Source organism: Pontibacter rufus, assembly GCF_015694705.1.
In the GTDB taxonomy this organism is placed as follows: Bacteria; Bacteroidota; Bacteroidia; order Cytophagales; family Hymenobacteraceae; genus Pontibacter; species Pontibacter rufus.
Genome location: NZ_JADQDR010000015.1, coordinates 19697 through 33714 on the forward strand (window position 1 = coordinate 19697; position 14018 = coordinate 33714).

General features: G+C 48.3%; 14 protein-coding genes. 8 read left to right on the forward strand and 6 right to left on the reverse strand.

Going from position 1 to position 14018, the window contains the following annotated elements:
• Nucleotides 1-301 precede the first annotated feature (301 nt).
• The gene (locus I2I11_RS19815) at nt 302-2104 is read left to right on the forward strand and encodes a M1 family metallopeptidase (protein WP_196269497.1); all 1803 of its coding nucleotides are present in this window, start codon (nt 302-304) and stop codon (nt 2102-2104) included.
• Nucleotides 2105-2241: 137 nt separating this feature from the next.
• Here I2I11_RS19815 and I2I11_RS19820 read toward each other — a convergent pair whose 3' ends face one another.
• The gene (locus tag I2I11_RS19820; protein WP_196269498.1) at nt 2242-2733 is read right to left on the reverse strand and encodes a YciE/YciF ferroxidase family protein; all 492 of its coding nucleotides are present in this window, start codon (nt 2731-2733) and stop codon (nt 2242-2244) included.
• A gap of 344 nt (nt 2734-3077) precedes the next feature.
• Between I2I11_RS19820 and I2I11_RS19825 the strand changes: the two genes are divergently transcribed.
• Nucleotides 3078-3971 (forward strand): cyanophycinase, encoded by an 894-nt coding sequence (locus tag I2I11_RS19825; protein WP_196269499.1) that lies wholly within the window; start codon nt 3078-3080, stop codon nt 3969-3971.
• A gap of 23 nt (nt 3972-3994) precedes the next feature.
• On the opposite strand, the gene I2I11_RS19830 is transcribed toward I2I11_RS19825, so the two are convergent.
• Nucleotides 3995-4936, reverse strand: a complete 942-nt coding sequence (locus I2I11_RS19830) for an isoaspartyl peptidase/L-asparaginase family protein (protein ID WP_196269500.1) — start codon at nt 4934-4936, stop codon at nt 3995-3997.
• A 180-nt stretch (nt 4937-5116) separates the two neighbouring features.
• Between I2I11_RS19830 and I2I11_RS19835 the strand changes: the two genes are divergently transcribed.
• Entirely contained in the window at nt 5117-5494 is a 378-nt protein-coding gene (locus tag I2I11_RS19835) for a DUF3127 domain-containing protein (protein ID WP_196269501.1), read from the forward strand.
• A gap of 210 nt (nt 5495-5704) precedes the next feature.
• Nucleotides 5705-6343 (forward strand): AlbA family DNA-binding domain-containing protein, encoded by a 639-nt coding sequence (locus I2I11_RS19840; RefSeq protein ID WP_230680475.1) that lies wholly within the window; start codon nt 5705-5707, stop codon nt 6341-6343.
• 109 nt (nt 6344-6452) lie between these two features.
• Here the strand turns inward: I2I11_RS19840 and I2I11_RS19845 are convergent, their stop codons facing one another.
• Complete coding sequence (locus tag I2I11_RS19845; protein WP_196269502.1) at nt 6453-6908, reverse strand: toxin-antitoxin system YwqK family antitoxin; 456 nt, start codon at nt 6906-6908, stop codon at nt 6453-6455.
• A 300-nt stretch (nt 6909-7208) separates the two neighbouring features.
• Between I2I11_RS19845 and I2I11_RS19850 the strand changes: the two genes are divergently transcribed.
• Nucleotides 7209-8651, forward strand: a complete 1443-nt coding sequence (locus tag I2I11_RS19850) for a PhoH family protein (protein ID WP_196269503.1) — start codon at nt 7209-7211, stop codon at nt 8649-8651.
• Between the two features lie 163 nt (nt 8652-8814).
• On the opposite strand, the gene I2I11_RS19855 is transcribed toward I2I11_RS19850, so the two are convergent.
• Together I2I11_RS19855 and I2I11_RS19860 are read right to left on the reverse strand one after the other, a co-directional pair.
• On the reverse strand, nt 8815-9348 hold the full coding sequence (locus I2I11_RS19855; protein ID WP_230680478.1) for a DinB family protein: 534 nt from the start codon (nt 9346-9348) through the stop codon (nt 8815-8817).
• A gap of 354 nt (nt 9349-9702) precedes the next feature.
• Nucleotides 9703-10260, reverse strand: coding sequence for an SRPBCC family protein (locus I2I11_RS19860; protein WP_196269504.1), 558 nt, complete (start codon nt 10258-10260; stop codon nt 9703-9705).
• A gap of 199 nt (nt 10261-10459) precedes the next feature.
• Here I2I11_RS19860 and I2I11_RS19865 point away from each other — a divergent pair, with 199 nt between their 5' ends.
• The 3 genes from I2I11_RS19865 to I2I11_RS19875 all read left to right on the forward strand — a co-directional run bounded on the left by I2I11_RS19865 (nt 10460) and on the right by I2I11_RS19875 (nt 12446).
• Nucleotides 10460-10906, forward strand: a complete 447-nt coding sequence (locus tag I2I11_RS19865) for a YkvA family protein (RefSeq protein ID WP_196269505.1) — start codon at nt 10460-10462, stop codon at nt 10904-10906.
• A gap of 347 nt (nt 10907-11253) precedes the next feature.
• Nucleotides 11254-11856, forward strand: coding sequence for a hypothetical protein (locus tag I2I11_RS19870; RefSeq protein WP_196269506.1), 603 nt, complete (start codon nt 11254-11256; stop codon nt 11854-11856).
• 65 nt (nt 11857-11921) lie between these two features.
• A complete protein-coding gene (locus tag I2I11_RS19875) occupies nt 11922-12446 on the forward strand; it encodes a hypothetical protein (RefSeq protein ID WP_196269507.1) in 525 nt (174 codons plus the stop codon).
• Nucleotides 12447-12541: 95 nt separating this feature from the next.
• Here the strand turns inward: I2I11_RS19875 and I2I11_RS19880 are convergent, their stop codons facing one another.
• Nucleotides 12542-14011 carry a glutamate synthase subunit beta gene (locus I2I11_RS19880; RefSeq protein WP_196269508.1) on the reverse strand — a complete coding sequence of 490 codons (1470 nt, stop codon included), beginning with the start codon at nt 14009-14011 and terminating at the stop codon, nt 12542-12544.
• Nucleotides 14012-14018 lie beyond the last annotated feature (7 nt).

Here is a 14018-nt window from a genome sequence, read left to right on the forward strand (position 1 = left end):
AGCGGAGATCATCGTACCGGGCATTTTAGCTGTATGTACTCCTACTTCAGGTAAAATGTTATAGCCGCTCATAAAAGTGATATGACCGGTAAATCATGCATCGGCAGCCCGTATACCGGAAGTATAAGCATTGCCAGCAGGCACATAAGCGGTTAACCCGCTGCTGCAGGAAGTTTTTCCGGGTATACGCCGGAAGCCCTCCCCGGGCAACCGATAACCTATGTTATCTTACCTTCGTTGCTTGTTAGGTACAGACAGGCAACCCGCTTATACATGCCTGTCAGCCAAACACAACCAAACTATGACCATCATACAAAATACAAACTCAACGGCACCGGCCGATGTTCACAGTTATGCCCGGCCCGCAGAAGCTGTTGCCCGGCACCTGGATCTCGACATTGCCGTAGATTTTCATAGCCATACCATCAGCGGGCTGGCTACTTACCAGATCGAAAACCTTGCCAGTACCGATAAAATTATTTTTGATACCCGCAACCTAAACATCGAACAGGTATACCTCGGCGAAAACAGGGCAGCAACTACGTTTGGGCTTGGAGAAGAAGACAAATACCTGGGCAGGCCGCTGACTATAAGTATAAAACCACACACCAGCATCGTAACGATAAAGTATACCACACAGCCGGGAGCCGCCGCTGTGCAATGGCTTAACCCGCAGCAGACAGCCGGCAAGCAGCACCCCTTTCTGTTTACGCAGTCGCAGGCCATACTTGCCCGCACCTGGATTCCGATACAGGATAGCCCCGGCATCCGCATTACGTACAGCGCCCGCGTAAAAGTGCCGGCAACACTACTGGCTGTGATGAGCGCCGAAAATCCGCAGGAAAAAAACGGCGAAGGGGTATATATTTTCAGGATGCAGCAGCCCATTCCGTCTTACCTGATGGCCCTGGCTGTGGGCGATCTGGTGTTCCGGCCACTCGGGCCGCAGACAGGCATTTACGCGGAGCCCGCTACCATTGATGCCGCAGCCTATGAGTTTGCCGAGATGGGCAAGATGCTGATTGCCGCCGAAAAGCTCTACGGCAGGTATAGGTGGGAGCGTTATGACTTGCTGGTGCTGCCGCCCTCCTTTCCGTTTGGCGGCATGGAAAACCCGCGGCTGACCTTTGTTACTCCTACCGTGCTGGCAAAAGACCGCTCCCTGACCAGCCTGGTTGCCCATGAATTGGCACACAGCTGGAGCGGCAACCTGGTCACCAATGCTACCTGGAATGATTTCTGGCTAAACGAAGGCTTTACGGTATACTTTGAGCGCCGCATTATGGAGGAGCTCTACGGAAAGGATTATGCCGACATGCTGGAGGTACTGGGCTACCAGGATCTGCAGAAAACGATGCAGGACTTAGGAGCCGGCAGCAAAGACACCTGCCTGAAACTGGATCTGCAGGGACGTGATCCGGATGAGGGCCTGAACGACATTGCCTATGAAAAAGGAAATCTCTTTCTCCGCCATATCGAGCACGTGGCAGGCCGGGATCAGTTTGATGAGTTTGTGAATAAATATTTTAATGCGTTCGCCTTCCAGAGCACCAGCACCGATCTGTTCCTGAACTTTTTGCACCAGGAGCTGATAAAAGGAAACAAGGAGCTGGCGCAGCAGATTAACCCGGCGGCATGGATCTTTGCGCCGGGCCTGCCAGAAAGCTTTGTGAAGCCGACATCTCGTCGCTTTGCCAAAGTGGAGGAAACGTACAGGGGCTGGAAAAATGGCCAACCTGCGGCACAACTAAATACCGAAAACTGGTCGAGCCACGAATGGCTGCACTTTATCCGGATGCTGCCGGAACAAATGACGGCAGCGCAGATGACTGATCTGGACCATACCTTTCACTTCACCACGTCAGGTAACTCGGAAGTGCTGGCAGCCTGGCTCCTGCTTGCCATCCGCAACAGCTATACCGCCGCAGACGAGGCCCTGGAAACATTCCTGGCCAACGTGGGGCGACGCAAATTTCTGGTCCCTATCTACAAAGCGCTCAGCGCCACACCAGCGGGTAAAGAAAGAGCGCTGGCTATCTACGCCAGGTCAAAGCCGAACTACCATGCTGTTTCTACGGTTACGCTGGACGAGATACTGAAATAGGCGTGCAACACCAAGCCCCGCAGGTTGTGCGGGGCTTGACAAGTATAAAAACAAAAAACTCTGTCACTTTCATAACCTGCTGATGAGAGCCAGGCGAAAGTACAGAGTTTTTTTCGTATTGATTTAAGCGCCGTTGCTTAATGTTCTGCCTTCAGGTTGATGGAGCCTTCGGCAATGGAGGTAAGTTTCTGGTCTGTTGCTTTTTCTTCTTCAAGGGTTGTTACCAGCAGGTCCAGCACATCGGACATGTTCAGTTGCTTGGCATAAGTACAAACGGTACCATAGGCGGCAATCTCATAATGCTCCACACGCTGGGCAGAAGCGATGAGGGCAGCATCCATTACACTTGCATCGGCACGCTCGCTCATCATAGAGTCTGCTTCTTTAATAATGCCTTCCATGGCTTTGCAATGTTCTGCCTCGGCTTTCTTACCCATTATGTCAAAAACTTTGTCCAGGCGCTTAATCTGCTGCTCGGTTACCTGCAGGTGCTCCTGAAAAGCAGCACGCAACTTGTCCGATGAGGCAGCTTTCATCATTTTAGGCAGCGCTTTGGTTATCTGATGCTCGGCGCTGTAGATATCCTTGAGCTCATGGATTAAAAGATCATTTAAATTATTAAGTTTCATAGCTTGGAAAGGTTGCGCGTTAAAAATTCAATTATACTTGTGAGTTTTACTATACGGCACCTTGCCAAGGAGGTTAAGCTAAATATTACTTTTATGAGCCCGAAGTCCTGTTTCAGCCTTTTACAGGCTTGAACATATAATATTAAGTATATACTCCATATAAATTGAGCTATACTTGAGGAGCCATTTGCCGTAGCGTACAGATGTGCAGAAATAATTTTTGAAACGATTTCGCTTAAATCAGGTAATTTAATGAGCAGGCCGCATCCATAAAATTTAAAGCTTTCTTACGACTCCCAATTGAGCTGTACTGCAGCCGCATCACTTTAAAATTACAGAACCCCGTGAACGTACCCAGAGGAAAACTTATTGCTATCGGCGGAAACGAAGACAAAGGAACGTACCCAAATCCCAGTTCCAGAAAAAAATACTATCTCGACTTCTTTGAATTAGGCATCCTGAAGCGCTTTTTAAAAGAAATTCCCGCCAGGGATCCGCAGATTGAAGTAATTACGACAGCTTCCATGATTCCGGAAGAAGTGGGCGAGCGCTACCTGAGTGCCTTCGGAATTCTGGGCGTAAACAACGTGCGCCTCATGCACATCAAAACAGAAGAGGATGCTTTGCAACCGGATTATGTGGAGCGCATCGGCCAGGCAGACGGCGTGATGTTCAGTGGCGGCGATCAGTCCCGCCTTACCCGCATGTTCCTGAACACCGAAATACTGGCGTTGCTGAAGCAGCGCTACTGGCAGGAGGATTTTGTAATAGCCGGAACAAGCGCCGGCGCCATGGCTATGTCCAGAACCATGATTAAGGGCGGCAGCGCCAAAGCCTCACTTCTGAAAGGGGCCGTAAAGATGGGCATCGGATTAGATTTCTTAGACAGTGTAGTGATAGATACGCATTTTGTGGTGCGGGGCCGTTTCGGCAGGCTGCTGGAAGCGGTGGCTACGCACCACAAAACAATCGGTATCGGGCTGGGCGAAGATACGGGCGTGCTGATTACCAACGGTAAAATGATAGAAACCATCGGCTCTAACCTGGTAGTGATTGCCGACGGCTACAATATTGGTTACACCAACATAGCCGAAGTTGAAAAAGGGCGCCCCATAGCTATCGAAAACATGATAATGCATGTGCTCGCCAAAGGCAACATCTTTGATATGGAATCACGCCGGTTCTTTAAAGATGCCACGGCGCTGAAACATGCGCAGCTTCCGGAAGTAGCTGAGTAAAATAAATCCGGGCAGCTGCGCTGTTAATCTTTATAAATAGCTGTAAATGTCTCGTCCTCATTTTTTTTGCTGGCGCGGTACATACCTTCTGAGTTAAAAGGCAGGGCAATATCGCCGGCCGGGGTAATGGCAATCAGGCCGCCTTCGCCGCCAAGCTTCACCAGTTTGTTCATCACTACTTCCTCACAGGCCTGCTGCAACGTATAACCCTTGTATTCTATCAGGCAGCTAACATCATAAGCTGCCACCGCGCGTATAAAAAACTCGCCGCTGCCCGTGCACGAAACCGCGCAGGTCTGGTTGCTGGCATAGGTGCCTGCCCCAATAAGGGGCGAGTCGCCGATGCGGTTATATTTCTTGTTCGTCAGTCCGCCTGTGGACGTGGCGGCAGCTACATTGCCTTCAGCATCTACGGCTACTGCCCCTACGGTGCCAAACTTCTTCTCTTTCTTTCCGGATTTCTCAGAATGATCTAAAGAAGTAGTGCCGCTGTCGCGCGCATCCATCCACTGTTCGTAACGGTAAGCATCATAAAAATAGTCCTGCGGTACAAAGTCCAGATTCTGTGTGCGGGCAAACTCCTCTGCGCCGTAGCTGCCCAGCAGCACATACTCCGAGTGCTCCATTACGGCGCGCGCCAGCTTCACCGGGTTTTTTATACTTCGCACACCGGCCACGGCGCCGGCCTTTAAAGTTTTGCCCCACATTATGGCGGCATCCAGCTCGTGCCTGCCTTCATTTGTAAACACCGCTCCCTTGCCGGCATTAAACAGCGGCGTGTCTTCCATGCTGGCTACCGCCATTTCCACAGCGTCCAGGGCGGTTCCGCCGCTGGCCAGCAGCCGGTGCCCGGCCTCTACAGCCTCTTTTAAAGCATCTTTGTAAGCTTTTTCCTTTCCGGGTGTAAGCGATGCCCTCGTAATGGTTCCGGCGCCGCCATGTATGGCAATGGCTATATTTTTCATCAGCTGGTAAGTGTCTGGTATCGTTCAGGTAAGCTTTACGCAGGCACTGTAAATGCAGTTCCGCCACTCTCCTTCTCCTGTAATTTTTCTGTTTATTCCTGCCCTGACAGGACCTGATTCAGGCGAAAAATGATTATCTTTGTTTTAAAATAAACCTTCTATTTATTAAGCTAAAGCATTATGGCATTTGATATCCAAGGAAAGCTGTATGAAATATTTGAGGAACAACAGGTAAGCGACAAGTTCAGAAAGCGTGAGTTTGTGCTGGAAATTCCGGATGGTTCGTATACCCAATATGTTAAGTTCCAGCTGACGCAGGACAAGTGCAGCCTGCTGGACAGCTACAAAAATGGCGACGAAGTGAAAGTGAACTTCAACCTGTCGGGCAAGCCGTTTACCAAAAATGGCACTACCATGTACTTCACCAACCTGCAGGCATGGCGCATAGAGCCGGCAGCCGGCAATGGCGGCTTTAGCGGAGGTCCGGCCGGTGCCCCTGCCAAAGCCGATGCACCGACATTTTACAGCAGCGACGCCGACAACGATCTGCCTTTCTAAGTATAGCATACCAGATAAAAGCAGGAAAGCGGGCCCTCAGGGTCCGCTTTTTTGTTTCTGCTCTTTTGCTGAGGCGGTGCCTGTACAGGATACCTGCTGCCGGAGATGCACTTTTATACTTTCATTCCCTAAAACAAAAGTGCCGTTCACCTAAGTATAAGTATGGGGAAGGCCTGAAACAGCCGCCTTTTTATACTATAGTTTATACTTATGGGCCAGAACTTTTCTATGGATGATCTGCAGCGCCTCATTCTGCAGGGCGAAAACGACACGGTTGATTTTAAGCAACGGGTAACACAGCCTCAGAAGATAGCGCGCACCCTGGTTTCCTTTGCCAACACCCGTGGCGGCCGCATCCTGGTAGGCGTGAAAGACAATGGGTATATTTCCGGAATAGATCCTGAAGAAGAAAAACATACTTTGCAAATGGCAGCTGATTTTTACTGCGACCCGCCCGTGGCGGTGCAGTACGAGGAGGTTGAAGCGGATGACCATGTTGTGCTGGTGGTATACGTGCCCGAAAGCAGGCATAAACCACATTTTGCCAAAATCAAGGACGACGACTGGCGCGGCTATGTACGCGTAAAAGACACCAACGTGCAAACCAGCAAAATGGTCGATAAATCCCTGCAGGCAGCAGCGCCATCGTTCGAGCATCTGCCCCTTGATCGGCACGAGAATGCAGTGCTGGACTACCTGAAGCAGCAGCCGCGCATCACCCTGAAACAGTACATGAAACTGGCGAACTTTTCGGAGCGCCGCGCCTACCGCACGCTGGTTAAGCTCGTGCTGCACGGCTATCTGCGCCTGCACGACAAAGAAAAAGAGGAATACTATACGCTTAGCTAAGAAATGAATCCGCAACAACTGGCTTTTGCCTGACTGCATGTATAGCAGGGCAGGTTATAGATAAAAGTAAATATTTCAGAAGCCGCCCGGAAGGACAGCATGCCGTTAGCTATAAATTCAGTGAAATCTCATTACCATCTTCGTAATACTCCCGGTGGCTGAATTTTCCATGCTCATCGTATACTTTCCAGTCGCCAAACCAGAAGTAGCGGACAACATTGCCTGACGTAACCAGCCGGGCCTGCCCTTCTTTGGCCAGCTTCCCGTTCTCGTGATAGCGCTTTACCAGTATATAATCCAGATTGCGTTTGTGCTTTTCCACCATCAGCAGTTTACCGCTGGGATAATAGTATTTCCAGGTGCCTACTTCCCGGCCATGCCGGAAGCGGCCGTTCCGGACGAGTGTTTTCTCATCGCCTACCCGCACTTTCCAGCGGCCCTGAAACCTTCCCTCTTTATCGAAACGGTTTATCCTGAAGGGCCAGATGCCCTTTGGCTTTTGCTGCGCCACCGCCGGTAAAGGCAAACTTATGAGCAAAAAGAAGTATATGCATCGCTTCATCATCCTAAAAATTGCGTTGTTTAAAATTACTTTTTAAAGAATGCCTGTTACAAGATATAAAATATATACTTATAACTAAAATATTAGTTGTCTTATTATCTATATAACCTATTAGCTTTCAGGAAGATAATTTTCGTTATTCATTTTTTGTTTTTCCGCGACACTTATACCTGACACAAGGGCTTCCCAAGTGGCAGCCACTAAAGAAAATCTCACGTAAATAACAAAAATTGCTTTGGGCAACACCGTTGCGTGCTGCCCGTTAAGCGCCCGGACACACCGTTTTACCCTAAGCCAATGCGTATGCCAAATCCCAGCGAAACACCCAAAGTATCACCCGATAAAACAAAAAAAACAAAATCAGCCAGCCCCGCAAAGGCTTCTAAAGCAGCAGCACCGGAAACGGCTGCCGTCGCCGCACCTGCCCATAATATCAAAAAGATATTTGTGCTTGATACTTCCGTTATTCTGTATGACCACAGCGCCATTCAGAACTTTCAGGAGCACGACGTAGCCATACCGATTACGGTGCTGGAGGAGCTGGATAACTTTAAAAAGGGCAATGACATCAAAAACTTTGAGGCCCGCGAGTTTATCCGCTTTATCGACAAGCTTTCTGCCGAACATAAGCTGCAGGAATGGCTGCCGCTTAACGGTAAAAACAAAGGCCATTTCAAGGTGCTGATGAACAATGCCTCTTCGCTGGATGCTGTGGAAATCTTTGGCGATAAAAACGACCACCGCATTCTGAACTCAGCCCTGCAGATGCAGCGGGAACGCCCCGAAAGTAAGGTGGTGCTGGTAACCAAAGACATTAACCTGCGCCTGAAAGCACGCGCCCTGAACCTGGTGTCGGAAGATTATGAAACCGGAAAAATACAGGACGTAGCCGGGCTGTATACCGGCAACGACACCCTGGAAGATGTGCCCGCTAACATCATAAATGAGCTGTATGAAAAAGGGCATTGCGAAACGGAAAAGGTTATGGCAGTACCGCCAGCTGACAACCATTACTTTATATTAAAGAGCTTTAAGAACTCTATACTAGCTTTTTATAATGCAGCCAGCAAGCAGTTGGAGCGGGTTGACAAACTCTCGGCTTTCGGGGTTAAACCGCGCAATGCCGAACAGACATTCGCCATACATGCGCTCACCAACCCTGATATAAAGCTGGTGACAGTGCAGGGCGTGGCGGGTACCGGCAAAACGCTACTGGCACTGGCCAGCGCGCTGGAGCAGCGCCGCGAGTATAAGCAGATTTACCTGGCGCGGCCCGTGGTGCCGCTCAGCAACAAGGATATTGGTTACCTGCCCGGCGACATCAAATCGAAGCTGAACCCTTATATGGAACCGCTGTGGGACAACCTGAAGTATATTCAAAACCAATTTTCGGAAACCAGCAAGGAGTTTCAGAAGATCCGCGACATGCTGGACCTGGAGAAACTGATGATTACGCCCCTGGCCTATATCCGCGGGCGCAGTTTGTCCAACATTATCTTTATTGTGGATGAGGCCCAGAACCTGACGCCCCATGAGGTGAAAACCATCATCTCCCGTGCCGGCGAAAATACCAAAATCATCTTTACCGGTGACATTTACCAGATAGACACGCCCTACCTCGACTCGCAGAGCAACGGCCTTTCATACCTGATAGATCGGGCCAAAAACCACCCGCTTTACGCCCATATTACACTGCTGAAAGGTGAGCGTTCCGAACTGGCCAACCTGGCAAATGAGCTGTTGTAACTTTTTTTCTCTTTTGTCATCCTGAAAGGAGCTTGTGAATTGCTTATAATCAGACCACAAGCTCCTTTCAGGATGACAGAAGAAGTATAGCTTAAACTGATTTCGTCTACTTACTTATCGGGGACGAACAAGATAAGTCAGCTATACCTTTATACCCATTTCCTCAGTCTTTTCGCTTTAGATAGCGGGTTTGCAGGATGTTGATGTGGTGCATTTCGTGGGCGGCCACCATGTGAATGATAGCCCGTACCGAGACTGGTTTTCCATTGGCATTACCTACCTGGTCCAGCATTTCGGAGGTAAAGCTGCGGAACAGCAGCAGGCTGGAGCGGCGCACCTGTTCATACTCCTCCAGTATACTTTCCAGCAGCCGGATGTTTGCCAGCGAATTATAGGCATACAGGTTCTCATCGTAACCGGGCAGCAGTTGCTTGTCGCCGCGGCCAATGCAGAGGGCGCGATAAGTAAAAATGCGTTCCGTGTCTATCAGGTGCTGCAGCAACTCTTTTATCGTCCATTTTCCTTCCGCATAGCTTTGCTCCGCACGCTCGTCTGAAATATGCCGGAACATGTGGCGGAGGTCTGTGCTATGCTTGTCCAGCAGGTACATGACGTCGCCTTCCGGCAGCTGATCCATGTAGTGCTGGTAGGTTTCGGGATATTCGTCCGGGCCGGGCCTGTTGATGGTGATAGGCATCTTCTATAGATTTAATTTAATACCGCATGGCGCACGCCATACCTGGTACAATATTGACATCAGTAACAGGATAATGGAATCCAACCAATAGCCTTTCAGTCCTAAATTATTCAAAGCAAATAGCCAGTTTCCTGACCAAACTTCTTTGATACTTCAAACTAGATTCCTGCTTATCCGGCTAAGTAATCCGACAAAATAAATGCTGTATCTTAAGCATCAAATATTAGCGCCCGTACAATCAGTTATAAGCTAAAATCAAGCTTTTTGTTTCATGTTCCTGATGCGCGGGATGCTCTGCCTGGTATTGATGTCCTTTTACTTCATACAATCATTAAGTATGTATATTTATGTCATTTAATCCTTCGAGGCGCTTCGCTTCGCGTTTTGCAGCACCAGCATTTTGAGGCCTTCAAGGCCCTGCTCTACTTCCTGCTGCTTTTTATACTGCCTGTACAGCCCCACATAGCGATCAAGCGGGTTGGTACCGATTGCAGATGTCTGGCGCCAGGTTACTTCTGTACCTCCGGTGGCCGGCGTTAAAGTAAACTCACCAAAAACACTATCCGGCAGGCTGGTTTCGCGTTGCACATAAGCAATGGAATTGGGACTGGTGCTTGCTGTCAGTTGCAGGCTGCCATCTCCCAGTTTGTCGCCGCTCCACTGCATACGCGCGCCCACACCCGTCATTGGCCCGCCGTACAGGTATATGATACTGGGGTCTGCTGCCTTGCTTAGGGCACTCCACTTTGGCCATTCCATGGGGTTATTCAGGTAGGGGTATACCTGCTCGGGGCTGACGCGCAGCACGACGCGGTGCTCGGCCTGCACCTGCGTAGGCAAACGGTAAGCTATGCCGCAAAAGGCCGCTGCCAGCACCGGAAGCGGCAAAACCATTTTCCAAATCAGCTTCATAAAGGCCTGTTATAAAAGGTGATGACAGGCTTGTACTATCATCAGATAAAGTACACCAATTTAAAGAAGGATTTTCGTAGGAATCAAGCGCATCACCATAAATATTTTGTAAATTATACTTCGGAACGCGGTGTATGGCTGTAGCGCAAAGCCTTTTAGCCTTTTGCACCGTATGAAGCTCTAAAAGACACTATTCATTATGCTATACGACTGGATCAAGAAGGGGCTCGTGCTTTCGCAAACCCCTGTGTTCAAAAAATTTCTGGGCAGAGCCGGCGGCTTGCTGGCCAAACCTGTTAAGCTGGGCATACTGCTTACCACCGCCTACGGCAAGCTGGTAGACACCGGCAGCTCAAAAGATGGTTTTCAACAGGTGAAAGAAATCATGCAGACGTTTATCCGGCTGGTGCGGGCTTACATCAATGGCTCTTACCGCCAGGTGTCGAACTCATCGCTGCTGGTGGGTGTGGCCGTGCTCCTGTACCTGGTAACGCCCCTTGATGTTATCCCCGATTTTATCCCCGGCCTGGGCCTGCTCGACGATCTAAGCCTGATGGCCTGGTTTGTAAACGCATTTCAAAAGGAAATCCAGCGCTTCCGCGACTGGGAAACCGATACCAGCTACGAACATATCGGCTCTTTGTAGGGATGAGTGATGGGATTCAAAATGGTTGAATGGAAGTGACAGGTATTGCTGTTTATGAAAGGCTACTTCTGCGCAAGACGTAGCTTTTTTCGTTGGCCCTGCTGCACAAATCAGCCTGAAGCCCCGGAAATGTAGAAGAAAGACCTTTTGCGCTTAAGATAAACTTACCTGTATACTTCTTATCTGCAATTCTCCTATATTGTGTAAAAGAATCTGTATACCCTTGTCCAGCAAAACAGGAAATGAAGGAGCATCAGATATGGTATAAATAGACTTCACCTCCTCTATACATAGTGCAGATAGCAGGAGTAAGTCCTGCTATCTAGTAGTTAGCCAAAACTTAAAAAATGATTTTGATAAAAGAGAAACCAACTTTTACAATAAAATTTTTAATTATTCTTCTGGTAAGCACAATTATTATCAGGACAATAGAAATGATTTTTGAAAAGGAAATAGGTGCTTATCTAATTCTATTCCCAAGCAATTTATCTCAACCTTTGCATTGGTATAGATTTTTTACTTACCCGCTTGAAAGTGTTGGATTATTTGGTTGGTTTAGAATAGCTTTAATAATCTTACCAGCAGGATATATCATAGAAAAAAGAACCAATAACAATATTCTTGTTACCATAATTTTAATTTCAGCTTTACTTGGAGGATTATTGTTTACTATAATCAACTATGGCAATGAATTAAACCGGCCGATTGCTTCAGCAGGATTGATAGCTTGGGGTTTTTGGATTGCTACTATCTGTTGTGGGATACTGCAATGGAAAGATTTGAATATAATAGAGAAAGTTATAATATTATTATTTCTGTTAAACATATTTAGCTTTAATCACTCCGACTTCGGGTATTTAGTAGCCCAAATTTGTGTTGTTGTTACTATTTTAGCTTTTATATTGACATTTAAAATATTTAAAAGAAAAGCATTGGCTAACACTGTATAAAAACCATGCCTCGGCCGACGGCCTCGCACGTTTTTTATACTAACCGTTGACTGTGATTTAATATAATGAAAAAGTATACTCTCAAACTGAATTTGCTAATCCCTATTTTAAGAATAGCTTTTCTCGGTGTATCAATTGGAATGATAATACTTATGATTTTCTTGATTAGAGACAAGGAATGGGGCAACTTTTCAGAGGATGCGGTATTTGTCTTTTACACGATATTTGTGATTTGGGCATTCTCATTAGGGGGATACCAAATGGTAAAAGGTGTCTTGACAGAGACCTTATGGATAAAGATTACAGAGGAACATATTGAAATTCGGAACTTGACAAAGTTTAGAAAACATATTTTAACTAAAAGTGACATTTCAAGCATCTTTCGCTCCAACAAGCAGTTCGGGAGAGGAACTTGGAAAACAGTTGTAATCTATACAAGGGAAGGAAAAAGTTATGAGCTGGTTCAATTCAATTACTTCGATTTCAAGAAAATAATTGAAGCTTTTATCCATTTTGGATATAGAAAGCCAATAGGCAAAACATTAGAACCCAATGGTTTAGAAATCCAAGACGAATTCAATTTAGAATAAATAAATCTCGCCAATGGTTAGTATACACAAAACCCTTGCTCCACTGCGGGCTTTGCATATACTAACTGTTGCCACTAACTCAAAACAACTTCACCCTACCAAGCCATCAAATCCAGCACCGACAGGTTTTTGGATGGCAGGGCTGAGGTGCCCATCAGAAACTCATCTACGGCGCGGGCCGCTTCTCTGCCTTCTGAGATGGCCCATACCACCAGCGATTGCCCGCGGCGGGCGTCGCCTGCGGTAAATACCTTTTCCACATTGGTCTGGAAGCGCGTATCCGCAAGTATACTGCCGTATTCGTCCAGGGTAATTCCCAACTGCTCCAGCAAACCTTTGGGTTGCGTATAGGCAAAACCGATGGCAACAAGCGCCATATCGCAGGGCAGTTCGCGCTCTGTTCCTTCAATCTCAAAGTATCTTTTGCCTGCTACGCTTTCTTCACATTGCAGATCAGCCACTATCAGGCCTTTTACATGGCCCTGCGCATCGCCTACAAAAGCTTTGGTGAGCATGGCCCAGGTGCGGTTACAGCCTTCTTCGTGCGAACTGGAAGTCTGCATCACCATGGGTACCTGCGGCCATGGGTTATGGTCGTGGCGCTGCCGTGGCGGCTCATACATGCGGGCAATCTGGGTAACGGATGCAGCTTTCTGCCGGTTGGCAGTGCCCACACAGTCGGAACCTGTATCGCCGCTGCCTACTACGATCACGTGCTTACCTGTAGCCAGTATAGGTTCCTCCTGCACCTCCACGCCGCGCACACGACGGTTCTGCTGCACCAGATAATCCATGGCATAATGTATGCCTTTCAGATCATGCCCTTCTATGGGCAGTTCCTTGGGCACCTCAGCCCCGCAGCAGAGCACAATGGCATCAAAATCCGCTTTCAGTTCGTCGGCAGACATGGTTACGCCTACATGCACATTGGTTTTGAAGACGACACCCTCCTCTTCCAACAACCGTACTCTTCGCTCAATCACCCATTTTTCCAGCTTAAAGTCAGGTATGCCGTAAGCCAGCAAACCACCGATGACGTCCTGTTTCTCAAAAACAGTCACCCAATGGCCTGCCGTGTTCAGTTGCGCGGCAGCCGCTAGTCCCGCAGGTCCTGAGCCTACCACCGCTACCTTCCTGCCTGTTCTTGTTACAGGTGGCTGCGCTTGTATCAGTCCCAGTTCAAAGCCTTTTTCGGCAATAGATTTTTCGATGAACTCTATCGTTACCGGATTCTTGTTGATGCTCAGCACGCAAGACGATTCGCAGGGAGCCGGGCAGATACGGCCCGTAAACTCCGGGAAATTGTTGGTGCTGCTCAGTATCTCGACAGCATGTGCCCAATTCTCCTTATAAACGGCATCATTAAAGTCCGGAATTTTATTACCCAACGGGCAGCCGCTGTGGCAAAAAGGAACGCCGCAGTCCATGCAGCGTGTAGCCTGCTCGTTGGCCAGTTCGTAGCCGGGCTCCAGGTATATTTCCTTAAAATCGTTTATACGCTCTTTCGGATCTCTGGCAGGCGGTAAGGCTCTACCCAGTTCCATAAATCCTCTCTCTTTTCCCATGGCTAAA

Bases quoted from the DNA above. Each gene is read 5' to 3' on its own strand.
- I2I11_RS19855 (WP_230680478.1), bottom strand. From the start codon at position 9,348: ATGCCTATCACCATCAACAGGCCCGGCCCGGACGAATATCCCGAAACC.
- I2I11_RS19820 (WP_196269498.1), bottom strand. From the start codon at position 2,733: ATGAAACTTAATAATTTAAATGATCTTTTAATCCATGAGCTCAAGGAT.
- I2I11_RS19875 (WP_196269507.1), top strand. From the start codon at position 11,922: ATGAAAAAGTATACTCTCAAACTGAATTTGCTAATCCCTATTTTAAGA.
- I2I11_RS19830 (WP_196269500.1), bottom strand. From the start codon at position 4,936: ATGAAAAATATAGCCATTGCCATACATGGCGGCGCCGGAACCATTACG.
- I2I11_RS19865 (WP_196269505.1), top strand. From the start codon at position 10,460: ATGCTATACGACTGGATCAAGAAGGGGCTCGTGCTTTCGCAAACCCCT.
- I2I11_RS19870 (WP_196269506.1), top strand. From the start codon at position 11,254: ATGATTTTGATAAAAGAGAAACCAACTTTTACAATAAAATTTTTAATT.
- I2I11_RS19815 (WP_196269497.1), top strand. From the start codon at position 302: ATGACCATCATACAAAATACAAACTCAACGGCACCGGCCGATGTTCAC.
- I2I11_RS19840 (WP_230680475.1), top strand. From the start codon at position 5,705: ATGGGCCAGAACTTTTCTATGGATGATCTGCAGCGCCTCATTCTGCAG.
- I2I11_RS19860 (WP_196269504.1), bottom strand. From the start codon at position 10,260: ATGAAGCTGATTTGGAAAATGGTTTTGCCGCTTCCGGTGCTGGCAGCG.
- I2I11_RS19845 (WP_196269502.1), bottom strand. From the start codon at position 6,908: ATGATGAAGCGATGCATATACTTCTTTTTGCTCATAAGTTTGCCTTTA.
- I2I11_RS19835 (WP_196269501.1), top strand. From the start codon at position 5,117: ATGGCATTTGATATCCAAGGAAAGCTGTATGAAATATTTGAGGAACAA.
- I2I11_RS19880 (WP_196269508.1), bottom strand. From the start codon at position 14,011: ATGGGAAAAGAGAGAGGATTTATGGAACTGGGTAGAGCCTTACCGCCT.
- I2I11_RS19850 (WP_196269503.1), top strand. From the start codon at position 7,209: ATGCCAAATCCCAGCGAAACACCCAAAGTATCACCCGATAAAACAAAA.